The 25,339-nt window shown below is 62.8% G+C and carries 25 protein-coding genes; 1 reads left to right on the top strand and 24 read right to left on the bottom strand.

Annotation, left to right across the window (positions count from 1 at the left end):
* Positions 1-14 precede the first annotated feature (14 nt).
* Complete coding sequence (locus tag DVDV_RS14350) at positions 15-632, bottom strand: DUF2238 domain-containing protein (RefSeq protein WP_075355328.1); 618 nt, start codon at positions 630-632, stop codon at positions 15-17.
* Positions 633-824: 192 nt separating this feature from the next.
* Between DVDV_RS14350 and lhgO the strand changes: the two genes are divergently transcribed.
* Positions 825-2,027 carry an L-2-hydroxyglutarate oxidase gene (gene lhgO / locus DVDV_RS14345; RefSeq protein WP_075355327.1) on the top strand — a complete coding sequence of 401 codons (1,203 nt, stop codon included), beginning with the start codon at positions 825-827 and terminating at the stop codon, positions 2,025-2,027.
* A gap of 79 nt (positions 2,028-2,106) precedes the next feature.
* Here the strand turns inward: lhgO and DVDV_RS14340 are convergent, their stop codons facing one another.
* The 23 genes from DVDV_RS14340 to DVDV_RS14235 all read right to left on the bottom strand — a co-directional run bounded on the left by DVDV_RS14340 (position 2,107) and on the right by DVDV_RS14235 (position 24,797).
* A complete protein-coding gene (locus DVDV_RS14340) occupies positions 2,107-2,379 on the bottom strand; it encodes a hypothetical protein (protein WP_075355326.1) in 273 nt (90 codons plus the stop codon).
* A 240-nt stretch (positions 2,380-2,619) separates the two neighbouring features.
* Positions 2,620-3,819 (bottom strand): threonine ammonia-lyase, encoded by a 1,200-nt coding sequence (locus DVDV_RS14335; protein WP_075355325.1) that lies wholly within the window; start codon positions 3,817-3,819, stop codon positions 2,620-2,622.
* Complete coding sequence (locus tag DVDV_RS14330; protein ID WP_075355324.1) at positions 3,816-4,337, bottom strand: asparaginase domain-containing protein; 522 nt, start codon at positions 4,335-4,337, stop codon at positions 3,816-3,818. Before DVDV_RS14330 ends, DVDV_RS14335 begins: the two co-directional genes overlap by 4 nt.
* A gap of 278 nt (positions 4,338-4,615) precedes the next feature.
* On the bottom strand, positions 4,616-5,320 hold the full coding sequence (locus DVDV_RS14325; RefSeq protein ID WP_075355323.1) for an ABC transporter ATP-binding protein: 705 nt from the start codon (positions 5,318-5,320) through the stop codon (positions 4,616-4,618).
* Positions 5,313-6,098: an ABC transporter ATP-binding protein gene (locus tag DVDV_RS14320; RefSeq protein WP_075355322.1), complete on the bottom strand. Its 786-nt coding sequence runs from the start codon at positions 6,096-6,098 to the stop codon at positions 5,313-5,315. The genes DVDV_RS14325 and DVDV_RS14320 overlap by 8 nt, the downstream gene beginning before the upstream one ends.
* On the bottom strand, positions 6,098-7,135 hold the full coding sequence (locus DVDV_RS14315; RefSeq protein ID WP_075355321.1) for a branched-chain amino acid ABC transporter permease: 1,038 nt from the start codon (positions 7,133-7,135) through the stop codon (positions 6,098-6,100). The genes DVDV_RS14320 and DVDV_RS14315 overlap by 1 nt, the downstream gene beginning before the upstream one ends.
* Complete coding sequence (locus tag DVDV_RS14310; RefSeq protein ID WP_075355320.1) at positions 7,135-8,028, bottom strand: branched-chain amino acid ABC transporter permease; 894 nt, start codon at positions 8,026-8,028, stop codon at positions 7,135-7,137. Before DVDV_RS14310 ends, DVDV_RS14315 begins: the two co-directional genes overlap by 1 nt.
* A gap of 102 nt (positions 8,029-8,130) precedes the next feature.
* A complete protein-coding gene (locus DVDV_RS14305) occupies positions 8,131-9,264 on the bottom strand; it encodes an ABC transporter substrate-binding protein (protein ID WP_075355319.1) in 1,134 nt (377 codons plus the stop codon).
* Positions 9,265-9,318: 54 nt separating this feature from the next.
* Positions 9,319-10,086: an IclR family transcriptional regulator gene (locus DVDV_RS14300; protein ID WP_075355318.1), complete on the bottom strand. Its 768-nt coding sequence runs from the start codon at positions 10,084-10,086 to the stop codon at positions 9,319-9,321.
* A gap of 371 nt (positions 10,087-10,457) precedes the next feature.
* A complete protein-coding gene (locus DVDV_RS14295; protein ID WP_139311632.1) occupies positions 10,458-11,465 on the bottom strand; it encodes a hypothetical protein in 1,008 nt (335 codons plus the stop codon).
* A gap of 43 nt (positions 11,466-11,508) precedes the next feature.
* Positions 11,509-11,802 carry a hypothetical protein gene (locus DVDV_RS22375; RefSeq protein WP_139311631.1) on the bottom strand — a complete coding sequence of 98 codons (294 nt, stop codon included), beginning with the start codon at positions 11,800-11,802 and terminating at the stop codon, positions 11,509-11,511.
* Between the two features lie 441 nt (positions 11,803-12,243).
* Positions 12,244-12,951 (bottom strand): ABC transporter ATP-binding protein, encoded by a 708-nt coding sequence (locus DVDV_RS14290; protein ID WP_075355316.1) that lies wholly within the window; start codon positions 12,949-12,951, stop codon positions 12,244-12,246.
* Complete coding sequence (locus DVDV_RS14285; RefSeq protein ID WP_075355315.1) at positions 12,938-13,720, bottom strand: ABC transporter ATP-binding protein; 783 nt, start codon at positions 13,718-13,720, stop codon at positions 12,938-12,940. Before DVDV_RS14285 ends, DVDV_RS14290 begins: the two co-directional genes overlap by 14 nt.
* Positions 13,717-14,619: a branched-chain amino acid ABC transporter permease gene (locus DVDV_RS14280; protein WP_075355314.1), complete on the bottom strand. Its 903-nt coding sequence runs from the start codon at positions 14,617-14,619 to the stop codon at positions 13,717-13,719. Before DVDV_RS14280 ends, DVDV_RS14285 begins: the two co-directional genes overlap by 4 nt.
* A 1-nt stretch (position 14,620) precedes the next feature.
* On the bottom strand, positions 14,621-15,571 hold the full coding sequence (locus tag DVDV_RS14275) for a branched-chain amino acid ABC transporter permease (RefSeq protein ID WP_075355313.1): 951 nt from the start codon (positions 15,569-15,571) through the stop codon (positions 14,621-14,623).
* Between the two features lie 66 nt (positions 15,572-15,637).
* Positions 15,638-16,819 (bottom strand): ABC transporter substrate-binding protein, encoded by a 1,182-nt coding sequence (locus DVDV_RS14270; protein ID WP_075355312.1) that lies wholly within the window; start codon positions 16,817-16,819, stop codon positions 15,638-15,640.
* 425 nt (positions 16,820-17,244) lie between these two features.
* On the bottom strand, positions 17,245-18,000 hold the full coding sequence (locus DVDV_RS14265; RefSeq protein ID WP_075355311.1) for a fumarate reductase iron-sulfur subunit: 756 nt from the start codon (positions 17,998-18,000) through the stop codon (positions 17,245-17,247).
* 137 nt (positions 18,001-18,137) lie between these two features.
* Positions 18,138-19,961, bottom strand: a complete 1,824-nt coding sequence (locus DVDV_RS14260) for a fumarate reductase flavoprotein subunit (protein ID WP_075355310.1) — start codon at positions 19,959-19,961, stop codon at positions 18,138-18,140.
* A 12-nt stretch (positions 19,962-19,973) separates the two neighbouring features.
* Complete coding sequence (locus DVDV_RS14255) at positions 19,974-20,633, bottom strand: succinate dehydrogenase/fumarate reductase cytochrome b subunit (protein WP_075355309.1); 660 nt, start codon at positions 20,631-20,633, stop codon at positions 19,974-19,976.
* Between the two features lie 15 nt (positions 20,634-20,648).
* Positions 20,649-22,043: a C4-dicarboxylate transporter DctA gene (gene dctA / locus DVDV_RS14250; protein WP_075355308.1), complete on the bottom strand. Its 1,395-nt coding sequence runs from the start codon at positions 22,041-22,043 to the stop codon at positions 20,649-20,651.
* The gene (locus tag DVDV_RS14245; protein WP_075355307.1) at positions 22,036-22,590 is read right to left on the bottom strand and encodes a Fe-S-containing hydro-lyase; all 555 of its coding nucleotides are present in this window, start codon (positions 22,588-22,590) and stop codon (positions 22,036-22,038) included. The genes dctA and DVDV_RS14245 overlap by 8 nt, the downstream gene beginning before the upstream one ends.
* The gene (locus DVDV_RS14240) at positions 22,590-23,429 is read right to left on the bottom strand and encodes a fumarate hydratase (protein WP_075355329.1); all 840 of its coding nucleotides are present in this window, start codon (positions 23,427-23,429) and stop codon (positions 22,590-22,592) included. Before DVDV_RS14240 ends, DVDV_RS14245 begins: the two co-directional genes overlap by 1 nt.
* Positions 23,430-23,453: 24 nt before the next feature.
* Positions 23,454-24,797, bottom strand: a complete 1,344-nt coding sequence (locus DVDV_RS14235; protein WP_075355306.1) for an anaerobic C4-dicarboxylate transporter — start codon at positions 24,795-24,797, stop codon at positions 23,454-23,456.
* Positions 24,798-25,339 lie beyond the last annotated feature (542 nt).

Raw genomic sequence — 25,339 nt, 5'->3', positions numbered from 1 at the left:
GGGGAGAGACAGGCTCAGGCCGGGCGGGCCGGGGCGTCGGCGTCCACCGGCAGACGGCGGCGATAGAGCCAGAAAAGCCCGACCGCAAACAGCGCCCCCAAGGTGTCGGCCAGCATGTCCTTCTGGGCGTCCCAGACATCGCCCTGGCTGCCCAGAAATTCCACCCCGGCCTCGCCGCCTTCGGCCACGGCATACCACCACTCGATGATCTCATAGGCACAGGCCACGGCCATGATCATGGTGACGGCAAAGACGGCGATGACGGCAGGATGGGCCAACCGCCGACGCCAGAGGTATTCGGCCAGGGCAAAGGCGTAAAAGCCCACGGCGAAATGGGCCACGCGGTCGAAGTGGTTGCGCGTAAAGCCAAAAAGGTCGGTGACAAAGCCAAAGGGCACGTTGGCAAAGGTGTAATGCCCGCCGATGGCGTGCAAAAAGAGCCAGACGGCCATCAGGGCGTAGCCCAGGTTGGAGAAACGAAAGCGCCGGCTGGTGGCGGCGAAATACAAAAAGACGGCCATGACCGGGATGTTTTCCGCCCACCAGACCTCGCGCGAGGCCGGGGCCAGACCAAGGACCACGAAAACAACCACGAACGTCGCCGCCAGGGCTTCGGGAAACCACCTCACCATACTGCCGTCTCCTTTGTCGCCGGCCCGGCCGACCGGGCCGCCACTCTCCAGCCCTACCCCACTGCCAGGCGGCCGGCAACCGGACATCCGGCCGGGTTTGACAGGGACCACAACCCGGCCCTACCCTCGCGTGCCCCCTGTGCCACCCTGGCCGGCAACAAAACACCAGCCGCAGCAAGGAGTGTCAAACCCGTGGAACACTTCGATTTCGTCATCGCCGGAGCTGGCATCGTCGGCCTGACCACGGCGCTAACCGTGCTGCGCCGCGCCCCGGCCGCCCGCCTGGCCATCATCGAAAAGGAACCCGGCCCCGGCCGCCACGCCAGCGGACGCAACAGCGGCGTGCTCCACTGCGGCCTGTACTACGGCAGCGACACGAAAAAGGCCAAAGTCTGCGCCACGGGCGGCCGGATCATGGCCGGGTTCGCTGCCGAGCACGGCATTCGGCTCAACCGCTGCGGCAAGGTGCTGGTGGCCACCGACCCGGCCCAGTTGCCGGCCATGGAACGGCTTCTCGCCAACGCCCGGGACGGCGGCATCCGGGCAACGCGCATCGACAACCGGACGCTCCTTGCCCTGGAACCGGCTGCCCCGCCCGAGGCCGTGGCCGCCATCCATTGCCCGGACACGGCAGTCATCGACGTGAAGGGCGTCCTGGCGGCCCTTGTCGCCCGCCTGACCGAAGCCGGGGCGCGGTTTTTTTTCCAGCGCCGGGTGGCCGGGCCGGGACCGGACGGGGCCATCGCCACCACCGCCGGTCCCGTTGCCGCCGGTTTTTTATTCAACTGCGCCGGAGCCTATGCCGACGTGCTGGCCCGGGCTCACGGCTTTGCCCAAAACTACGCCCTGGTTCCGTTTAAGGGCCTCTACTGGAAGCTCGCCCCGGCCAGCGCCGCCCGCATTCGCGGCAACATCTATCCCGTGCCGGACATGGCCATGCCGTTTCTGGGCGTCCATTTGACGAGAGGCATCAGCGGCGACGTCTACGTCGGCCCGACGGCCATCCCGGCCCTTGGCCGCGAGAACTACGGCATCTTTGCCGGAGCGCACCCCAAGGAAGCGGCAATCATCCTCACCCGGCTGGCCCGGCTGTATCTGGCCGATATCGACCATTTTCGGCTTCTGGCCCACACGGAGCTGCGCAAATACGCCAAGTCGCATTTTTACCGCTGCGCCAGACGGCTCATGCCGTCGCTTGGCATCGACGACCTCGTGCCCACGACCAAGGCCGGCATCCGGCCCCAGCTCGTCAATCTGGCCCAGGGCCGCCTGGAAATGGATTATATTCTGGAAGGCAACGCCCGGTCGCTCCATGTCCTAAACGCCATCTCCCCGGCCTTCACCGGCAGCTTCGCCTTTGCCGAGATGATCGTTGCCGCCAGCGGTGCAGTGTGATGGCCCTGCGCCCTGCCGGGCACACCAACAAAAAAAGCCCCCCGGTTTCCCAGGGGGCATGACGTCGTGCGTGGGCTGGCTACTTGGTGAACAGCTTCATGAGCGCGGCAATAAGCGCGGCCTGACCAATCAGCATGGCCGCTACCCATTTGAGGATGTCGGCCTTGGTGTCGGCATTGAGCTTGGCCATCTCAGCCAAAAGACGAAGTTCTGTCTCGCGCAGATCGTGCTTGGTGGCAATCTCCCGCTTGGCCTCTTCATCCTGCTTTTCGAGAATGTTGATAAGGACGCCGGCCGCTTCTTCGCCAAGAGCTTTTTCCAGCCTTTTGGAATCGTCGAAGAGAAGTGTCATAGATCACCAGTCGTCCCAATTGCGGCCCAAGTCAAGGCGCTTTCGGCTGCCAGCCACATCCACAGCAAGCCATGGCAGCAGGGAAATGAACACGCCCATGCGTTTCTTCCTTTCTCCATCCGATACCAGACAACCGTTCGCACAGGCAAGTGCCTGCGCCCTGCCGGACGCACCCTACAAAAAGGCCGGGACGTTTGCCCCGGCCTTTGACTGTAGTTGACTGCAAAAGCTAAAACCCGATCAAAGCACCAGTGGCGCAAATCCGGCCGCGACCAGGGCCGCCACCACCGACTCGCCATGTTCGCGGTCACGGGCCTCGAAGGAGATTTCCAGACTGGCCTCCTTGGCCGGCAGGGCCAGCAGGGTGCGGTGATGCTGGATCTCCATGATGTTGGCCCCGCTGTCGCGCAAAACGGCCGTGACCTGGGCCAGGGTGCCCGGACGGTCGGAAATGGGCAGGCGCAGCGTCACCACCCGGCCCTCGCGGATGAGTTCGCGCATGATGACCGAGGCCAGGAGCCTCGGGTCAATGTTGCCGCCGCTTAAGACCAGCCCGACCTTTTTGCCGGCAAAGCGCTCGGGATAGGCCAGCATGGCGGCCAGGGGCGCGGCTCCGGCCCCTTCGGCCACGGTCTTTTCGATGAACAGATAGAGGGCCACGGCCTGCTCCAGGCGCGACTCATCGACCACCAGCACCTCGTCCACCCGGGCCCGAACCACTTCCGTGGTCAGTTCGCCCGGATATTTGACGGCAATGCCCTCGGCAATGGTGTTGCCCGTGCCGGTCGGCGGTTCGCCGCGCATGGCGCACAGCATCGACGGATAGCAGGAGGCCTGGACGCCGAAGACCTCGATGCCGGGACGAAGGCCCTTGGCTGCGGTGGCCACGCCGGAAATGAGTCCGCCGCCGCCAATGGGCGTGACAATGACGTCCAGGTCCGGCTGGACCGCCAGCATTTCCAGGGCCACGGTGCCCTGGCCGGCCATGACCATGGCGTCGTCAAAGGGATGGATGAAGGTCAGGCCGCGGGCGGCCGTGATGCGGGCCGCTTCCTCGCTGGCCTCGACCAGGGTGTCGCCGGCCAGGACCACCTCGGCCCCATGGGCCCGGGTGTGTTCGACCTTCACCGACGGGGTATGGGCCGGCATGATGATGGTGGCCGGGATGCCGAGCTGTTTGGCGTGGTAGGCCACGCCCTGGGCATGGTTGCCGGCGGACATGGCCGACACGCCGCGGGCGCGTTCGTCGTCGGTGAGCGTCAGGAGCTTATTGAGCGCTCCGCGCTCCTTAAACGACGCCGTAAATTGGTGGTTCTCGAATTTGACCAGGACGTACGCCCCGGTCATGGCCGAGAGCACCTGGGAATGGAGAAAGGGGGTCGGGCGCAGCCGGGGGGCCAGACGGGCCTCGGCGGCCCAGACATCGGCAAGTTCGATCATTTTCCACCCTCTTTGCCGACAGTGCCGGCAGCGGCATCCAGAGCCTCGAAACGGCCCCGCTCCCGATTTTTGCGCACGGCCCCGGCGGCAAACACCCGGCCGCTCATGGCGATATAGACCCCGGGGGGCAAGGACCAGACCGCGCCCACGGCGCAGCCGACGTTAAAAGTCGCATCGGACGCCGCGAACCGGGCCGGACTCATGGCCCCGGTCAGGACGATGGTCTTGCCGGGCACACTGGCCAGCACCGAGGCGGTCTCGGTCATGGTGTCGGTGCCGTGGGTGACGAGTACGTGGGGGCAGGGGTCGGCGGCGATCAGCCATTTAAGCTCCTCGCGCTCGACCGTGGTGACGTAGAGACTGTCCTTGCGGGCCACTTCCGTGACGGTAAAATCGAAATCCACCCCGGCCTGGGCCAGGATGGCCCGAACCTGGGGTTCGCCCACGGTGTAGTTGGACAGGTCGTCGAAGTAGACCTTGTCGATGGTCCCGCCCATGGAATAGACGGCTAATTTCACTTTTTGCCTCGTGTATGCGGGTTGCGCTCCGGCTGCCCCGGTCCACAGCCGACCGGATGGCCGGCCAGCGCCAATCACCCATTCAAAATTTTCCCCATCAAGGGGGTCCGGGGGGATTATCCCCCCGGCCGCCGGAGCAACGGTGGTTCCCGTCAAGCGCAACAAGCACCTTTCGCGTCCCGACTTGGCAACGCACCCGGTCCAATCAAACCAACCCCTGGTGGGTTTCCAAAGGGCACTGCCCTTTGGCCGCCGGAGGCATCTTCCTCTTTTTCCTCTTACCCCCCCAAATACGCTTCGCGCACGCGGGCGTCGGCAATAAGCGCCTCGCCGGTGCCGGAGAGCGTAATGGTGCCGGTCTCGAGCACGTAGGCCTGATGGGCCACCTTGAGGGCCGCGTAAGCGTTTTGCTCGACCAGAAGCACGGTCATGCCCCGTTCGTTGATCATGCGGATAATCGAGAAGACCTCTTTGACGAGCAGCGGGGCCAGCCCCAGGCTTGGCTCGTCGAGCATGACCAGTTCCGGCGAACTCATAAGGGCCCGGGCCACGGCCAGCATCTGCTGCTCGCCGCCGGACAGGGTGCCGCCTTTCTGGTTGCAGCGTTCGGACAGACGCGGGAAAAGCTCAAAGACCCATTCGATGTCCTTGGCGATGGCCGGCTTGTCGCTGCGGCTGTAGGCCCCGAGGTGGAGGTTTTCAAGCACGGTCAGGTGGGCGAAGATACGCCGGCCTTCCGGCGACATGACGATGCCGGCCTTGACGATGTCCACGGGATTTTTCCCGGAGATGTCCGCGCCTTTCCAGCTGATGTGGCCGCGCTTGTTCTTGATCAGCCCGGCAATGGCCCGAAGCGTGCTGCTTTTGCCGGCCCCGTTGGCTCCGATGAGGGTGACCACCGAGCCTTTGGGCACGTCCAGGGAGATGCCTTTCAAGGCGTGGATGCCGCCGTAATGGACATGGAGATCGCGGATCTCAAGCATGGTCGAGCGCCTCCTCGCCGAGGTAGGCCAGGATCACCTTGGGATCGTGGCGGATGGCCTCGGGGTTGCCCTGGGCGATGGTGACGCCGTAGTCCAGGACCCAGATGTGTTCGCAAATACCCATGACCACCTTCATGTCGTGTTCGATGAGCAGGATGGTCAGGTTGAAGTCGTCGCGAATGGTGCGGACAAAGCCCATGAGGTCTTCGGACTCCTGCGGATTCATGCCGGCGGCCGGTTCGTCGAGGAGCAGGAAGCCGGGGTCCGTGGCCAGGGCCCGGGCGATTTCCAGGCGGCGCTGGGCTCCGTAGGCCAGACTGTTGGCCTTGTCGTCGGCCAGATCGGCCAACCCGACGGCGGCCAGAAGCTCCAGGCAATGGGCCCGCATGGCCTTGTCTTCGCGCAGGTAGGCCGGGGTGAAGAACACGGCCTGCAACCAGCCGGTCTTCTGGCGCAGATGCCGGCCGATCATGACGTTTTCGAGCACCGTCTCGTTGCCGAAAAGCCGGATGTTCTGAAACGTCCGGGCAATGCCGGCCTTGCAGACCTTGTGCGGGGCCAGGCCCGAGACCTCGCGGCCCTCGTAGAGGATGCGGCCGGTGGTCGGCTTGTAAAAACCGGTGATCATGTTGAAGCAGGTGGTCTTGCCGGCTCCGTTGGGACCGATCAGGCCGGCGATGGCCCCGCGCTTGACCGCTATGGAGAAGTCGGTCACCGCGGCCAGCCCGCCAAAGCGCATGGTCACGTCGTCAGTGGAGAGGATTATGTCGTCAGCCATCACGCCTTCCCCCGGGAAAAGACCCTGGCAACGGATTGCCAGCTCAGTTCGCGCATGCCCATAAGCCCCTCGCGCCGAAAGAGAATAATGATGATCAGGGCCAGGGAGAACACCACCATCCGCATGCCCGGCACGCCCGGCAGCTCGAAGCCGAAGATATCCACCGGATTTTCCACCACCCGCAGCCATTCGAGCAGCACGGTGATGCCGATGCCGGCCATGATCGTGCCGCTCAAGGACCCCAGTCCCCCGGCCACCACGATCATGAGGATGTTAAAGGTGAGGGTGAACAGAAACATCTTGGGATCGATGGTGGTAAGCAGGCTGGCCAAAAGCGCCCCGCCGACGCCGGCGAAAAACGCGCCGACCGAAAAGGACAATAGCTTATAGCGGAACACGTTGACGCCCATGGCCCTTGCGGCGGCCTCGTCGTCGCGGATGGCTTTGAGCACATTGCCGGTGTTGCTCTGGAGCAGGCGTACGATGACGTAGAGGGTGAGCAGGCACCAGCCGAAGTTCCACCACAGGTTGGCGTAGTCCGGGATGCCCTTGAACCCGAGCGCGCCGTTTGTCAGGCGGGGGAAGTTGTTGGCCAGGACGCGCACGATTTCGGCAAAGCCCAGGGTGGCGATGCCGAGGTAGTCATCGCCCAGGCGCAGGAGCGGATAGCCGACGATCACCCCGGCGGCAGCCGCGGCCAGCCCGCCGGCAATAACGGCGGCCAGAAACGGGAGGTGGGCGTTTTGCACCCAGTCATAGGCCGGTTCCAGAATGAACAGCATGTCCTTCTGGTCCGGGGTCATGATCAGGATGGAGCAGACGTAGGCTCCGATGGCCATGAAGCCGGCGTGGCCGAGGCTGAAAAGGCCGGTGAAGCCGTAGATGAGGTTCAGCGACAGGGCCAGGATGATGTTGATGGCGATGAGGTTTAATATCTGGATCTTGTAGCCGTCAAACGACCCCTTGGCCAGCCACAGAAACAGTCCGGCAGCGATCACGGCCAGACAATTAAACAGTATAATTTGTCCGCGTCGCATCAGACTTTATCCTCCAGACGTTCGCCCATAAGGCCGGTCGGCTTGAACATCAGGACCATGATGAGCAGCACAAAGGCAAAGGCGTCCCGGTAGCCGGCCAGATCGGGAAAAAAGGCCACGGTCATGATCTCGATAAACCCCAGGGCCAGTCCGCCGATGACCGCGCCGGGGATGGAGCCGATGCCGCCGAACACCGCCGCGATAAAGGCCTTGAACCCCGGTATGGTGCCCATCATGGGCTGGAGCTGGGGATAGCGCAGGGCCCACATGATGCCGCTGGCGGCAGCCAGGGCCGTGCCGATGCCAAAGGTGAGGGCAATGATGCGGTTGACCGGCACGCCCATCAGGTAGCTTGTCTCGATGTCCTTGCTGATCGCCCGCATCCCCAGGCCGGCCTTGGTGCGGTAAACGATCCAGATCAAAACGAGCATGAGGGCCAGGGACAAAAGCGGCACGAAAAGCGTCAGCGGCAGGACGCGCACCCCGCCCATGATCATGGGATCTTCCAACCACTTGGGCCGGTAGACCTCGCGGGGGATGGCCTGAAAAAAGACGATGGCCACGTTTTGCAGGAAAAAGGACACGCCAATGGAGCTTATGAGCGCCGAAATACGGGGGGCGTCGCGCAGGGGCCGGTAGGCCACCTGATCGACCAGAACGCCGAGGCTGGCCGTGACGGCGATGGCAATGGCCATGGCCACGGGCCAGGGCAGCTGGCCAAGGGTTATGCCCCAGAAAACGAAATAAGCCCCGAGCATGAACATTTCGCTGTGGGCGAAATTGATCAGGCGCAGGATGCCGTAGACCATCGTGTAGCCGATGGCGACCAGGGCGTAGAGACTGCCGAGGGTCAGGCTGTTGAGCATGTGCTGGATGAACATCGCCGAGTTCATGCGGGAATCCTTGCTTGCGTCTTGGCCGCCGGTCGCCCGGGCGGAGCATGGGACGGGCCGCTGTTGCCGCGGCCCGTCCCTGCGCTATGCGCGATCGACGGTTTAGAGTTCCGGAGTGATGTCGCCTTCGTAGACCTTCTTGCCGTCTTTAATGATGACCAGGCCGACGGGCTTTTCAGCGTCGTGGGTCTCGTTGATGGTCGTGGCGCCGGTGACGCCCTGGAATCCCTTGGTGGCGGCCAGCGCCTGGGCGATGGATTCGGGATCGGCCTTGCCGGCGCGGGTGATGGCATCAAGGATGATCATGTAGGCGTCATACCCCAGAGCCGCGTTCACGTTGGGCTCCTTGCCCGGATAGGTGGCCTTCCAGCCCTCGGTGAACTTCTTGGCCATGGGGGTCATGTTCTTCATGGACGGGTCGTAGGGGAAGGTGGTGTGGATGAAGCCTTCCACGGCGGAACCGCCGATGTCGGTGATCTTGGGGTTGTCCATGGCATCGCCGCCCATGATCTTGAAGGTCGCGCCAAGCTCCTTGGCCTGCTTCATGATGATGGCGCCCTCGGCAAAGTAGGAGGGGATGAAAAGAACGTCAGGCTTTTCGGAGATGATCTTGGTCAGCTGGGCGGTGAAGTCCTGGTCGCCGGACTGATAGTTGAGCGTGGAGACGACCTGTCCGCCGAGCTTGGTAAACGACTTGTTGAAGTACTTGGAAAGGCCGACGGAGTAGTCGTTGGCCACGTCAACCAGCATGGCGGCCTTTTTAAGGCCCAGGGTCTTGTAGGCATAGGTGGCCGCGCCGGCGCCCTGATAGGGGTCGATGAAGCACACGCGGAAGATGTACTTCTTGCCCTGGGTGACCAGCGGGTTGGTGCAGCTGGTGCCGACCTGGGGGATGCCGGCCTTTTCCGAGACTTCGCCGCCGGCCATGGCCAGGGAGGAGCCGTAGGTGCCGATGATGGCCTGGACTTTTTCTTTCTCGATCAGGCGTTTGACGGCATTGGCCGACTCGACCTTATCGGACTTGTTGTCCACGACAAACAGCTCGATCTTTTTGCCGAGCACGGTCGGGTTCTCTTTGGCGGCCATCTGCACGCCCTCGAGTTCCAACTGGCCGCCAAAGGCGTTCTGGCCGGTCAGCGGCAGGAACACGCCGATTTTGATGGTGTCGTCGGCACAAAGCGCCGTGTTGGCGAAGGCGAAAACCAGGGCCAGGCACAAAAGCATCATTTTGCGCATGAGGATTCCTCCACGTTTGCGGGTTGCCGCCGGGGCCTTGGGCCGCTCCGGCGCTTACAGCGAAACAACAGCCGATATCTTCTTGGCCAACTCCACCAGATAGCCGGCGAAGAGGCGTTCGAACTCCTGCATGGGATAGGTGGCGGTGGACGAGTCAAAGCTCACCGCGCCAACCACCGCCCCGGTGCGCAGGGAGAAAAGCGGCGCGCCGATGGCAATGAGACCCGGCAGAGATTCTTCGTTATTGCGGGCATAGCCCAATTCGCGCACCTGGGACAACTCGGCCTCAAGCACGGCCTTTTCGGTGATGGTGCGGTCAGTCTTGGCAGTCAGTTCGAGGCGGGCCATGAGTTCGTCCAGGGCGCGCGGCTCGAGAAAGGCCATGGCCGCCTTGCCGGCGGCCAGATAGTGCAGGGCCGAGGCGTAGCTGAACGACCGGAAGGCGTGGGTATCGACGGAATCGCGGCGATAGATGAGATAGATGGCGTCGTTGGCCAGGATGCCAACGTCGATATGCAGCCCGTGTCGGGCGGCGGCTTCGTCAACGAGCGGCCGCAGCAGGCGCACCAGTTCGCTTTGTTCGATCATGGACTGGGCCAGGGCCAGCGTGCGCACGCCCAGACGGTAGAGCCCGGAGCGGGGGTCGCGGGCCAGATAGCCCTGTTCGCAGTAGGTGGTGACGTAGCGGTGGGCGGAGGTTTTGCTGATGCCGACGCGCACGGCGATTTCGCTTAAGGTGAAGCCGGCGTCCTCGATACCGAACAGATCGAGGATGGCCAGCCCTTTGGCCAGGGATTCGGAGATATTGGCCTTTCCTGACACGAAAATCGGCTCCGTTTACGGAAAATGTGAACCGTCGTTCCGACTGTCGGAACACTCGGACCGGTTGTGTGATACCCGGAGTCGGGGCGGCTGTCAAAGGTTCCGGGGGAATCGCGGGGGGTGTTCGGGAAAAAGGTCACATTTTGGACGATCATTCGCCAAGGCCACGAACATTGCAGTCACAATCGGGACGTGGGGCCGGCTCCACGGGATGACCGGTTTCCCACCAGCTCGTCCGGATGGGCGCAATCCGCCGAATGGACGCAGGGAACACCGTGGGATCATTGCCCGCCGGACTGCTGTTCAATGCGCAACCTGGCAAAACATTGCGCAGGACCTGGATGCGAGATCGGGGGCCAAGGGCGGCATGATCAGGAATGATCAATTTCCGTTCCCGGATCGCCGACAACCGAGAACCGGCGCTGCTCTGTTATTCCATTTGTCAGCCAATGATAAAATGCGGAATGCAACATGTTCTTCTGGAGCGCCTGGGCCACATCCGGATTCTGCTCAAGATACAATTTTTCATTGAACATATCTGGCAAATACCGAAAATTATAGTGAATAAAACAGTCCATCACCCGCACCAATTCATGAGACAATACGCTGTTGACCCTGGAAAGATGCCCATAAAGGGGATCAGGCCTGGACACCTCGCAGCGCAAAGCACTTGCGTGTTCGTTCCGTTCCCCGAGTTCCCTGTTCGCCAGGGAAAGATTGGACACCTCATTTTTCAAAGATTCAATTTCCACTCGTTGCGCTTCACAAATGGCCTGCATATTTTCAATATTCTGCCTGAATTCTCTGGCCTGTCTTGAAATGGTCTCTATGGCACCACTCTCAAGGACAAATGGGAAAACACGCTCTACAGCTTCATCATAAATTTTCTTAAAGACAACAGAATTATCCCCCAGATCAACAAGCTTGGCAACGCACAACAGGCGTGTCGCCAGATTTTTGCTCCTATGGAACAGATTCTGCCAGTACCTTGGCAACCGCCTGCGCCTCTTTGCGGCCTGAAAAAACCATTTTGGATCCAAAGCATTATCAACAATCCTGTCATTAAGCTCTTTTAAAATTCCCATCTCCAAAAGCCACTGGGGCATCGCATGGCCAACCATTGGCACTTTTAACGCGACAAGATTGTGCTTCGGCAATCGCTTGACATGCAGATTGTCTTCTCTAAACAAAGGATCATACGTGACAAAAACTGATCGTGCTTTGTCTGCACTGCAAGCCCCGTCATAGGGGTATCTCGACCAATCCAGGTTCGATCCATAGGGGAATCTCCCTTCCCATGGGACAAGATCCTTCCTTAACGTTGTTTGCGGATTATGGGCAATAACAATGCTTCCTGGCCGCGTTTCGGAGAACAGCAAGGCACCATATCCTCCCTGCGATCCACCAGAAAAAACAACCTGTTCATAGCCATCGATTAATTTTTTTGTAAGCAGATGAATTAAAAAAATCCATCAAATCAGGCGACCGAAACCAATTCTCATCCTTATGGACCACACCTAAAATTGAGAATTTTCTATCCTTACAATAGTCCCATCCCCAGGCAGGAGAAAACTTCCCAAACCCAAGATGTGAAAAGGTAACAAAAAGAACACGCGTTGCTTCTGCTGGCTCGTAATAAAAAATCCTATTTTGACTTAATTCACAGCATTGTATTTCTATGTCATTAATCGCAATTCTTTCAAAGAAAAAGTCCATTACAACCCCTCTGTCCACAATCGTCTTGCTCGCATGTTTCCTTGAATTGCCTCAACGCACCAGACGAGTCAAGCAGCAGCCCGGCCAAACACGAGTCACCAAGCACATACAGTGCTGCCACCCCACCAGGAGAGACCCGGTCCGATCTCTTGCGACCCCTTGACGGGCATACCCCCACTCCATCTACGAGTGGTACGACTTCCCCGGGCCCATTGTTCAAACATGTTGTTGTTGGGTCCGTTTCGCAAAACGAATGGCCAAGCGTCAAGGAATGGGGCGCTTTGCCGGCATGGCTTTCCTCATGGCCAACCTTGCGGGCACGTTCGTCTGTCGCGGGCATCGGCTGACGCGTCCTGTCGCTTACCCAAAACAACGCGGCTGAAAAAAGCCCCCTGCCCGGCTTCCACCGAACAGGGGGCTTTGACCACGAAAGAATACAAGCTACCCCAAATAGGCCCTCGTCACCCGCTCGTCCAGCGCCAGCTCGGCCGACGGCCCCTCCAGCACAATCGTGCCGGACTCCACGACATAGGTGCGCGCCGCCACCCGCATGGCCAGACGGGCGTTTTGCTCAACCAGCAAAATCGTCGTGCCCATGGCCCCGAGGCCGGCAATGATCTCGAAGATTTCCGAGACGAGAATCGGGGCCAGACCCAGGCTCGGTTCGTCAAGGAGCAGCAGGCGCGGCCGGCTCATGAGCGCCCGGGCCATGGCCAGCATCTGCTGTTCGCCGCCGGAGAGCGTGCCGGCCGACTGCCTGCGCCGCTCGGACAGCCGCGGAAACAGCTCGAACATCCGGGCCATGTCCTTGGCGATTTCGGCCCGATCGCTGCGCACATAGGCCCCAAGCTCCAGGTTGTCGCCAACGCTTTGCCGGGCCAGGACCTGCCGTCCTTCCGGGGAATGGGCCATGCCCAGGCGCACGAGCGCCTCCGGGGGCAGGCCGGTCACGTCGCGGCCGTCAAAGCGCACCACTCCGGCCCGCGGGGCGACCAGCTTGGAGACAGCCCGCAAAATGGTGGTCTTGCCCGCGCCGTTGGCCCCGATGAGGGTGACGATCTCGCCGGCGGCAACCGACAGGGACACGTCGCGCACAGCGGAAACCGCCCCGTAATTGACGCACAAGCCCTCGACCTCAAGCAGCGCCATGGGCGTCCCCTCCAAGATAGGCTTCGATGACGTCCGGGTCGCGCTGGACCTCTTCCGGGGTGCCCATGGCGATACGCTGGCCGAAATTAAGGACCATCACCCGGTCGCACAGGCCCATGACCATGGGCACGTTGTGTTCGATGAGAAGCACGGTCAGGTCGAAGCGTTCCTTGATGTCGCGGATGAAACCCGAAAGCCCGACCTTTTCCGACGGATTGAGGCCGGCGGCCGGTTCGTCGAGAAGGAGCAGCTTTGGCGACAGGGCCAGGGCCCGGGCGATCTCCAGGCGGCGGCGGTCACCGTAGGGCAGCGAGGCGGCCAGATGCCCGGCCCGGTCGTCGAGCCGGACCAGACGCAGCAACTCATAGGCCCGCTCGGTATTGTCCCGGTCCTCGCGGCGGCTGGCCGGGGTGCCGAGAATGCCGCCGAGAAGCCCGGTGCGGGCGTGGATGCGCCCGGCCACGCGCACGTTGTCCATGAGGGAGAGGCCGCCAAACAGGCGGATATTCTGAAAGGTGCGGGCCAGCCCCAGAGAGGCGATGGCCTCGGGCCGGGCGCTGGTGATGTCGTGGCCGTCAAAGGTGACGGTGCCGGTATCGGCCCGGGTCATGCCGGTCAGCAGATTGAAAAAGGTGGTCTTGCCGGCCCCGTTGGGACCAATGAGGCCCATGATCTCGCCCGGGCGCACCTCGATGGACACGTCGCACACAGCCATGAGGCCGCCAAAGGAGCGGCGCAGGTCAGTGGCCTGAAGCAGGGCGTCGCTCATGCCGCACCTCCCCGGCCGGCGGCCAGTCTGGCCCGAAGCGCGGCCAGACCGCCCATGATGCCCTGGGGCAGATAGACGCACACGGCAACCAGCACCACGCCGTTTAAGATCATGCGCGAATCCTTGAGCGGCCGCAAAAGCTCGGGCAGGCTGACCAGCAGGGCCGCGCCGAAAAGCGGTCCCCACATGGAGCGCGAGCCGCCGATCAGCACGTAGGCCAGACAGGTGACCGAGGCGTCAAAGGTGCCCTGCCGGGCGTTCCAGGTATTTAAAAACGGGGCGGACATGGCTCCGGTGACGGCGGCCAGGGCGCAGCCCAGGACAAAGGCCGTGACCTTGTTGGCCGTGGTGCCAACGCCCATGGCCCCGGCCGCCAGCTCATCCTCGCGCACGGCGAAAAAGGCCAGCCCCCGGCCGGTGGTGGTGATGCGGTGGACGACGAACATGGTCAGGAGAAAGAGCGGCCCGAAAAACCAGATGTAGTCCAGGCGCGAGGCAAAGGCCTGGGGGATGCCGAAGATGCCGACCGCGCCGCCGGCAATGGGCATGTTCAGTACGGCCACGTTGACCACCTGGACAAAGGCGATGGTGGCCAGGGCCAGATAGATGCCGCGAAGGCGCAGGGCCGGATAGCCGACCACGATGCCAAGGACCACGCCAAGCACCAGGGCGAAGAGCCACTGGAGAGGAAACATGAAAAAGCCCAACGCTTCCCGCCAGGGAGCCAGGGCCGGGTGGGTGCCCATGATGGCCGCCACATAGCCGCCAAGGGAATAAAAGCCGATGCTGGCCAGGGACAGCTGCCCGGCCATGAGCGGGAAATAGAGGCTCAGGCCAAGGAGCGCCTGCTGTACGATGGTGACCAGCAGGAAGCCGTAATTTTCAAAAAAACCGGACATATCAGACCTTTTGCTCCAATCGGTCGCCGAGCAGGCCCTGGGGCCGCACCAGCAAAATGGCAAACAGCAGGACAAAGGCGACCGCTTCCTTATACGAGCTCATGTCCGGCGGCAAAAAGGCCTCGCCAAGACCGATGACCAGCCCGCCGGCCACAGCCCCGGGGATGCTGCCCAAGCCGCCAAGCACGATGACGGCCAGGCCCTTGAGCCCGTAGGACACGCCGAAATACGGCCCGGCAATACCGAACGAGACGCCGATCAGCGTCCCGGACAGGCCGCCGAGCAGGCCGGAAATGAAAAACGTGCCGAGGATGAAGCGGTTGACGCTGATGCCCAAAAGACTGGCGGTATCGGCGTTTTCTGCCGTGGCCCTAAGCGCCTTGCCGCCGCGGGTGCGGCCAATAAACCAGCCAAGGCCGGCCAGCATGATGAGGCTTGCCCCGAACAGGATGATCTGGATGGTGCGCACGGCCACAGGCTTGCCGCCAACGGAAAAGATGACGGCCATGGGCAGGTCGCCAAAGATGTCGGAGGGGAAGGAATAGATCTCCGCGCCGACCAGATACTGGATCAGGTTGACGACAATGAGGGCCACGCCGAGGCTGCTGACCAAGGCGAGCAGCGGATCGGCCCCGCGCTTTCGCAGCGGGCGAAAGGCCAGCCGCTCGACGGCCATGCCGGCCAGACCGGAGAGCAGCGCGCCGAGGATGAGCGCCGGAATAAACGGCAGGGCCACCGGCAACGACACGTCGGAGAGCAGGCCGTTAATGCCGAAATGGCCGACAGCCAGGGCATAGGTGAGGTACGCCCCCAGGGTGAAGACCGCGCCGTGGGCGAAATTGATGATGCCGAGGATGGAGAAGACCAGGGTGTAGCCCAGGGCAAAGACGGCATAGACCGAACCGATGCTTAAGCCATTGAGCAGGCTTTGGATGAGCCAGGCAAAATCCATGGGAACATTTTTTCTGGCGGCCGGAACGCGTGGTCCGCTCCCCGGCCGCCGCCGTGATCGGGCGGTTTATTCGGAAACCAGGACAAACGAGCCGGTCTTGCCGTCGGGATTCATGACGATCTTGGAGACGTAGAAGGCCTTCTGCTCCACTTCGCCCGAGGGCTGGATGCTGATCTCGCCGACCGGGGTCATGTAGGACCCGGTGCGCAGCGACTTGTTGAGCAACGCGCGCAGTTCGGCCAGTTCGAAGTCGGCGATTTTCTTGCCGGTTTCCTTCTCGATCTTGGCGAGCGCCTCGGTGACCACCTGGACGGCGGTGTAGGCCTGGGCCGAGAACTGGGCCGGGCCTTTCTTGTAGGCGGCCTCAAAGGCGGTGACGAACTCCTTGTTGACCGGGTTCTTGTCCACAGTGGCCGGGCTGTAGGCCTGGGCCACCAGGATGTCGGCGCAAAGCGCGCCGCACACCGGGAACATGTTGGGCGAATTGAGCCCGTTACCGCCAACGATCAGGCCCTTGTAGCCAAGCTGGCGCAACTGCTTGACCAGATTGCCGGAATCGGCGGCCAGACCGGAGATGATGACCAGATCGGCATTGGCCCCGAGCACGGCCGTCACCTGGGTGGTGAAGTCGTTGTCCGTGGTCTGGAACTTCTGGAGGGTGACGGTCTCCAGGCCCAGGTTTTTCACCGCGTCCTGGAAGGTCACGGTCTCGGACGAGGAGAAGGCGTCGTTTTGGGCGTAGAGCACGGCCACGCGCTTGACGGCCGGATTGATCTTCATGGCCTGCTTGACCGAGTACGGGGCCACCTGGGTCATGGGGGCGGAGATGCGGCCGACGAACTCGCCGATCTCGGGGATGCCCTTGGCCGTATTGGAAGGGCCGACCACCGGGGTCTTGGCCCGGTCGGCTATGGGATTGGCGGCAAAAGCCTGCTGGGACAGGGTGGGTCCGATGATGGCCACGACCTTGTCGCGGTTGAGCAGATTCTGGAAGGCGTTGACGGCCCCGGCTTCATCGCCGGCGGTATCCTGGAAGACCAACGCGATTTTCGTGCCATTGACGCCGCCAGCGGCGTTGATGCGCTCCTCGGCGATCTTCGCGCCGTTGACCTGCTCCTGGCCAAACAAGGCGACATTGCTGGTCTGGGCCACGGCAATGCCGATGGGGATGGGGGTGGCCACCGTGTCGGCCAGAGCCGGATGGGCGGCACACAGGACCAGGGCCAAAGCGGTAACGAGACGCTTCATGGAGCCTCCGGGCAGAAAAGTTGGCGGCGACCGGGCGCGCACGTCGATGGTGAAAAATGTCTCTTGGGCAATGGTGACGGTTCTGTCAAGGCTTATGCGCCGAAAACCGGCCGCATCAGCCGATCGGCGGGCAATCGGGCGGCAGCGGCCCCGGGGCGGGGGGATGCGAGAAGAGGGGGAATGCCTCCGGCGGCCGGGGGCCTGAGGCCCCCGGACCCCCCAGATGGTTTAAAGGGGACGGCGTTGCCGCGACCCTGGACGGAAGCGGGAATACACATTTCGTCGGTCCAGTGTAAGCTTGACAGGAACCACCGTTGCTGCGGGTTTCCAAAGAGGGAGACCCCTTTGGAAACCCGTGTGGATTGAGATTGCTGAAAATACAGACAATACCTGACTGACAGAGAGGCCTGGGTGTCGATGCGGCTTTAGAAATCCTTGTTTAAAAACTTCGGCAGGAGATTTTTAACCGCAGCCAGGGCCATCTTGCGGCGCAGCTTGCCAAGCTGTTCCTGGAGCGGAATCTCTTTGGGGCAGACGTCTTCGCAGGCAAGGAGCCCCATGCAGCCGAAGATGCCCTCATCCGTGCCGACGAGGTCGAAGTAGTCCTTCTCGGTGCGCTCGTCGCGGGGGTCCAGGATAAACCGGGCCAGACGATTGAGGGCCACAGCGCCGAGAAAGTCTTCGCGCATAAGGGCCGTGCCGCAGGCAGCCACGCAGCAGCCGCATTCGATGCACCGGTCGAGCTCGTAAATCCGCTCGGCCAGCCCGTTGTCCATGCGCTCTTCCTTGGCTGCGGGATCGAAAACCTTTTTGGTGTGCACCCAGGATTCGATCTTGTCGTACATGCCGCGAAACCAGGTGCCGGTATCGACGGACAGGTCGCCCACCAGTTTGAAAGCGGGCAGGGGCATGAGCGTGATCTCATCCGGCATTTCCCTGGTCTTGGTGTGGCAGGCCAGACCGGGACGGCCGTTAATGACCATGGCGCAAGCGCCGCAGATGCCGGCCCGACAGCAGAAATCGAACATGAGCGTGGGGTCGATCTCTTCCCGGATTTTATTAAGCGCAATGAAAAGCGTCATGCGCTCGGTTTCTTCCAGCTCGAAGCGGTCGGTATGCGGCCGGGAGGCCGGGTCCGCCGGATTGTAGCGGAATATGTCGAAGGTCAGTGTTCTGCCCATTTTCTTTTCTCCTTTTCGCTCGCAACGTCACAGTCGCGCCACTTTGGCCCTCACCCATGCAGGGAGGGTCCGGGAGGGGGTTACCCCCTCCCGGCCGCCGGAGGCATCCCCCCCTCTTCTCCCCTCTTCACTTCCCCTTACTCGTCCCGTGCGATGATCTTGCCGCCGCCGTAGCCGCGGTCGCCGGGGGGGAGTTCGAAGGTGTGGGTGGCCGGTTCGTAGGCCAGGGTCGGCAGGTCGGCACCGTCGGCCCAGGTGGCCAGGGTGCGGGTCAGCCAGTCGCGGTCGTTGCGCTCGGGGTAGTCCTCGCGGGTGTGGGCACCGCGCGATTCGGTGCGTTTGAGCGCGCCGTAGGCCACGCACAGGGCCAGTTTGACCATGCCTTCGATCTTTAAGGCCATGGTCAATTCGGGGTTGGCTCCCTGGCCGCTGCTGCGAAGGCCGACCTTGCGCGACCGGGCCAGGATTTCCTGGAGATCGGCCACGCAGACTTCGAGGTCCTGGCCGTTTCTGAAGATGCCGGCTCCCTTCATGATGGCGTCGTGCATGGCGTTTTTGACGGCGTAGGGATTTTCCCGGCCATTGACGCCGGCGACCAGCCCGGCGATGCGGGCCTCTTGGGCGGAGACGGCATCACGCACCACGCCGCTCTTGATGACGGACTCGGTGCCCTTGAGGAACTCGACGATTTTGGCCCCGACGATCATGCCGGCAACGACCGTCTCGGCCAGGGAGTTGCCGCCCAGGCGGTTAAAGCCGTGCATGTCCCAGCAGGCGGATTCGCCGGCGGAAAACAGGCCCTTTAGGCCGTAGGCCGCGCCGTCCTTGTTGGTGCGCACGCCGCCCATGGAATAGTGCTGCGTCGGGCGCACCGGGATGAGCTGGTGGACCGGATCGACGCCGAGAAACGACTGGCAGATCTCGTCGACCTCGCGCAGCTTGGTGCGGATGTGCTGTTCGCCCAGATGCCGGATGTCCAGCCACAGGTGGTCGCCGTAGGGAGACGGGACGCCCAGGCCCTTACGCATGTGTTCGGTCATGCGCCGGGACACCACGTCGCGGGAAGCCAGTTCGGCCTTGTCCGGCTCGTAATCGGGCATGAAGCGGTATTCGTTTTTATCAAGGAGCGTACCGCCGTCGCCGCGGCAGCCTTCGGTGACCAGGATGTCGGTGGGCACGATGCCGGTCGGGTGAAACTGCACGGCTTCCATGTTGCCCAGGGACACCACGCCGGTGTCCAGGGCGGCAATCAGGCCGCCGCCGTCGCAGATGACCGCGTTGGTGGACTCGCGGTAGATGCGGCCAAAGCCGCCGGTGGCAATGAGGGTGGCCTTGGCCAGATAGGCGGTCAGCTCGCCGGTCTTGAGGCAGCGCACCACCGCGCCCATGCAGGTCTCGCCGTCGTGGATGAGGGCAATGGCCTCGACCTTGTCCACGACCGTGACCCCGACCTGGGCCGCCCGGTTATCCAGGGTAAAGAGCACGCAATGCCCGGTGCCGTCAGAGGTGTAGCAGGTGCGCCACTTGGCTGTGCCGCCGAAGTTGCGCGAATGAATGAGGCCCTCGTTTTCGGGCTTCTCAAAGGCGGTAAAGGGCTTGCCGCCCTTGTAATAGGTCTGCTCGCCGGGCACGACCCGGTTCCAGGGCACGCCCCAAAAGGCCATCTGGCGCATGGCGATGGGTGCGCCGTCGCAAAAAAGCCGGGCCACTTCCTGGTCGCAGCCCCAGTCCGAGCCCTTGACCGTGTCGGCGAAATGGACGTCCGGGCTGTCGCCCTCGCCCATGGCCGAGTTGCCCAGGGCCGCCTGCATGCCGCCCTGGGCGGCCGAGGAATGGGAACGGCGGGCCGGGACGATGGACAGGCAGATGGCGGAAAAACCGTTCTCGGCAGCCTCGATGGCCACCCGTTCGCCGGCCAGGCCCGCGCCGACCGACAGCACGTCGGATTGGATGATCCTCATGGTGTTGCGTCCTTATTTGAGCGGCAGGAAGAAGTAGCGAAGCAGGGTCAAAAGACCGATGCCGATAAAGAGCATGGTCATGACGTTCTCCTTCTTTTTCAGCGAGAAACGGCCGGGGCGGTCGAGGAAGCCCCACTTGACCAGGATGCGGTAGAACCCGACGCCGACGTGGAGTTCCACCATGGGCAGGAGCACCAGATAAAAGAAAAACCAGAAACCGGACTGGATGCGGGCGGCGGATTTCTCGGCCGAGATGGGCAGGTCGTTTAAGACGACCCACAAATGGATGCCGCCCATGATGAGGATGCCCATGGCGGTTGTGGCCTGGACAATCCACATCCAGGTGTCGCCGTGGCGCATGCGCCGGGCATTGGAGAGCATCACCCGCTGCTCTTTGGTCTTAAAGGGAATCTTCCTGGCGGCCAGGACGAAATGGACCAGGAAAGCCAGGAAAATGAGCGGCCCGCCAACCTGGGCCATATAGGTGACCTCAAAAAACCAGGCCAGGGCGTTCATGACCCTGGGGCCAATCAGCACGCTTGAGACCAGCATCAGGTGGCACCACATGAAAAGGACCAGGGCCGCGCCGGTGAGCATTTGCACCCAGTCGAGCCAGGCCGCAAGTTTCCCGACAGGCAGCCCGGCGTGGGTTGCCGTGGATGGTACGGACATTTCCACTCTCCCGTTTTACTGAGGATTTTTAACGATACAAAGCGCCGGCTCGGCCGACGCCGCCAGGGGCATCCCGTCCTCGTCGTCAGCCAGGGAGCCGTCCAGGGCGGCGGCCAGCCGCGTGGTATCCAGCGCCCTTTCCCATTTGGCGACCACCAGGGTGGCGATGCCGTTGCCGATCAGGTTGGTGATGGCCCGGGCCTCGGACATGAAGCGGTCCACACCCAGGAGCAGGGTCAGCGAGGCCACGGGGATGGTGCCCATGGTCTGGAGCGTGGCGGCCAGGGTGATAAACCCGCCGCCGGTGACGGCGGCCGCACCCTTGGAGGTTAAGAGCAGGATGCCCAGAAGCGAGAGCTGGTGGCTGATGTCCAGGGGCGTGCCCGTGGCCTGGGCCAGGAAGACGGCGGCCATGGTCAGGTAGATGCAGGTGCCGTCGAGGTTAAAGGAATAGCCCATGGGCAGGCACAGGCCGACCACGGATTTCTCGGCTCCGGCCCGTTCGAGCTTTCGCATCATGCGCGGCAGGGCCGCCTCGGAAGACGAGGTGCCAAGAACGAGCAGGATTTCGTCGCGGATGTAGACGAGATAGCGCCACAGGGAAAAGCCGGCCAGCCGGCACACCAACCCCAGCACCACGAAGATGAAGATGAGGCAGGTCGTGTAGACGCCAAGCATGAGATAGAGAAGCTTTAAAAGGGCCTCATGGCCCTGGGAGGCCACCACGTAGGCCATGGCCCCGAAAGCGCCCAGCGGCGCAAAGTACATGATGGAGTGGATGACCTTGAACAGCGCCTTGCCGAACTCGTCAATGACGTCGGCCAGACGCGCGCCCTTCTCGCCAAGCTGGGCCAGGGCCACGCCAAAGAGGATGGAGAAGAACAGCACCTGCAGGATGTCGCCCTTGGCAAAGGCGTCCACGGCCGAGTGCGGCACGATGTTGAGCAGAAAATCCGTGGTGGAGAGCTTTTGCGCCTTGCCGGCGAATTCCTCGATCTTGGCCACCTCGGCCTGATTGGCCTGCATCCGGGCGGCGTATTCGTCCATGCCGGCCCCGGGCTGGTAGACGTTGACGACCACCAGGCCGATGGCCAGGGCGCACAAGGTCATGGCCCAGAAATAGAGCATACACTTGACGCCCACCCGCCCCACCTTGCCCATGTCGCCCATCTTGGCGATGCCGGTGACCACGGTGCAAAAGATGATCGGCGCGATCACCATTTTGACCATGCGGATAAAGGCCGTGCCAAAGGGCTGCATGGCCGCGGCAAACCCCTTGGTGGCCGGGATAAGCCCAAGGACGATGCCGGCCACGATGCCGACGACCACCCAGAAATAGAGCGAAGCGTACAGCGGTTTGCGGCCGCCCGGACAGACTGTGGCGTCCGAAGCGGCCGCGTGGCTAGCCAAGGGCGGCCTCCAGGTCGGGGGTGGCGTAGAGGTCGCCGCCGACGCAGTCGTTAATGACCAGCACCGGGAAGTTCTCGACCGTCAGTTCGCGCACGGCCTCGGGACCGAGGTCTTCATAGGCGATGACTTTGGCGTCCTTGATGCGAAGCCCCAGGAGCGCGCCGGCCCCGCCGGTGGCCCCGAAGTAGACGGCCATCTCGGTCTCCATGGCCTCGCGCACGGCCGGGGCGCGCATGCCCTTGCCGATCATGCCCTTGAGGCCAAGCGCGATCAGGCGCGGGGCATAGGAATCCATGCGGTACGAGGTGGTGGGGCCGGCCGAGCCGATGGGCCGGCCGGGCCGGGCCGGAGACGGGCCGACGTAGTAGATGACCGCGCCCTTGAGGTCGAAGGGGGGCTTTTCCCCGGCGTCCAGGGCGTCCACGATGCGCTTGTGGGCGGCGTCGCGGCCGGTGTGGATGATGCCGGTCAGGTAGACCACGTCGCCGGCCCGCAGTTTGGAGACGTCGGCGTCGGATAGGGGCGTCGTCAGATGATACTCGGCCATCAGAGCGTGACCTCCTTGTGCCGGGAACTGTGGCACTGAATGTTGACGGCCAGCGGCAGGCTGGCCAAATGGCAGGGCGCGACCTTGATTTTGACGCCCAGGCAGGTGGTGGCCCCGCCAAGGCCCATGGGACCGATACCCAGGCGATTGATGGAGGCGAGCAGATCGGCCTCCATGGCTGCCACGCCGGCCTCGGGATGGACGTCGTCGACCGGGCGCAGAAGCGCCTTTTTGGAATTGATGGCGGCCAGTTCGAAGTTGCCGCCGATGCCGACGCCAACCAGGATCGGCGGGCAGGGATTGGAACCGGACTCGGCCACCCGGCGGATGACGAACTCGCGGATGCCGGCCCAGCCCTGGGCCGGGGCCAGCATCATGACGCGCGACATGTTTTCCGAGCCGCCGCCCTTGGCCATCATGGTGATTGTCAGGCCGTCGCCGGGCACGAGGTCGAAGTGGACGATGGCCGGGGAGTTGTCGCCGATATTGGCCCGGGTAAACGGATCGCAGGTGGATTTTCGCAAAAAGCCGTCCTGGTAGCCCTTGACCATCCCTTCATTGATGGCGGCGCGAAGCCCGCCGCCATCAATACGGACATCTTCGCCGACTTCCACGAAGAACACGCCCAGGCCGCAGTCCTGGCACAGGGGCATGCCGGTTTCCCCGGCCAGGGCGGCGTTTTCCTCAAGCTGCTCAAAAATCGCCCGGGCGGCCGGAGACGTCTCGGCCGCCTTGGCCCGGGCAAAGGATTCCAGCACGTCGGCCGGCAGATACCGGTTGGCCTCCATGCACAGGCCGGCCACGGCATCGACCACGGTCTTTTTGGCAATGGTACGCATCATTTCTGTCCTTGTTGCCCGGCGTTACATGAAGAGCTTGACCAGGGTGTAGCTCACGATGGTGCCGCAGCCGACGCCGATGGCTCCCGGTATGATGAAACTGTGGTTTAAGATGTACTTGCCGATCCGGGTCGTGCCGGAGCGGTCGAAGTTGATGCAGGCCAGATCGCTCGGGTAGGTGGGCAGGATGAAGTAGCCGTAGCACATGGGCATAAAGGCCAGCAGGATCTTGGGTTCAAGGCCGAGCGACAGGCCAAGCGGCACAACGGCGGCCAATGCGGCAGCCTGGCTGTTGACCAGCTTGGACACCACCACCAGCACGATGGCGTAGGTCCAGGGGTAGGCCACCACCACGGCGGACAGGCTGGCCTTTAACGTCTCGTAATGGGCCTCGAAAAAGCTGTCGGTCATCCAGGCCACGCCAAAGACCGAGAAGATGGCCACCATGCCGGCCTTGAACACCGCGCTGTTGGCGATGGTCTGCTGCTTGACCTTGCAGAAGATGAGGATGAAGGCGCCGGCCATGAGCATGACCATCTGGATGACGAGGTTCATGGACAGGGGCTTGAGCTTGCCCGGCACGCCAAAGGAGGGCCGCAGCTCGGCAAACGCACCAAGCAGGACCACCGTGGCGATGGCGGCAAAAAAGAACCACACGGCCCGGTAGGATTCCTTGGTAAAGACCTTGTCGAGCAGGGTGGCCCCACCGCCGTAGATATAGGCCTTTTGTTCGGGGTCGGCGAGCTTGGCCTGGAATTCCGGGTCCTTGTCCAGATCCTTGCCCCGGCGCATGCTCCACAGGCCGGCGCACAGCACGCCGGCGAAGGTGGCCGGGATGGAGACGCTTAGCAGGTCGACGATGCTGATGGCCTTGCCGATGCCGTGGGCCTGGGCCAGCATGGACACCATGGACACGGCGGCAACCGACACGGGCGAGGCGCACACCCCGATCTGGGCCGAGACCGAGGCCACGGCCATGGGGCGTTCGGGACGGATGCCCTTGTTGATGGCGATGTCGTAGATGATGGGGAACATGGTGTAGGCCACGTGCCCGGTGCCGCACATGACAGTGAGCGACCAGGTGGTGATGGGGGCAAGCAAGGTGATGTGTTCCGGGTGCTTGCGCAGGACGCGCTCGGCCACCCGCATGAGGACGTCCAGGCCCCCGGCGGTCTGCAGGGTGGCGGCGCAGCCGATGACGGCCAAAATGGTGAGCATGACGTCTATGGGCGGCTTGCCGGGCTGGACGCCGAAAACGAAGCACAGGACGAACAGGCCGATGCCGCTGATAAGGCCCAGGCCCATGCCGCCGTAGCGGGTGCCCAGCAGCAGACAGGCCAGGATGACGCACAATTGCAGGGTTAACATGACGAACTCTCCTTTCCTCGGTTCGGATATCCCGGGTGCGGCCGGCCAGCGCCGCAGCAGCCCTTCCACGGCCAGCCCCGAAGCGCCCGGCCATACAGCCGGGCCGGCGGGTCAGCGCCGGCGACAGCGGTAGTTCGGCGATGACCGCTGCCGCCGACGGACCGGCCACTGGGGGGTACTGGCAAAAGGGCCTAAGCATGGACGATGCCAGGACTTCACTTCATGGCTAACCCACCATAATCCATGAGAAATCCATCACAATCCCGACAAAAGAGCCGGGCCGGTCCATAACCAAAGTTATGGACCGGCCCGGCTCTTTTCGATGATAGGCAGGTATTTCAGACGCTTACTGTATTATAACGCCCCAACTCCGGCCATTCCCAAAGTTATGCCCCTTTTCCCCGTTGCGGCGGCCGGGGCGCGTGAGAACAGAGAGAGAAAGAGTGCCTCCGGCGGCGGGGCCGTCGAGGCCCCCGGACCCCCCAAATGGGTTAAGGGGAGTGGCGTTACCGCGACGGTGACCGGCATATGGGGCACGACTG

This window comes from Desulfovibrio sp. DV (assembly GCF_001936595.1).
Classification (GTDB): domain Bacteria; phylum Desulfobacterota; class Desulfovibrionia; order Desulfovibrionales; family Desulfovibrionaceae; genus Solidesulfovibrio.
Note: the sequence above shows the minus strand (reverse complement) of the source record. Positions and strands in the feature narration are given on the sequence as shown.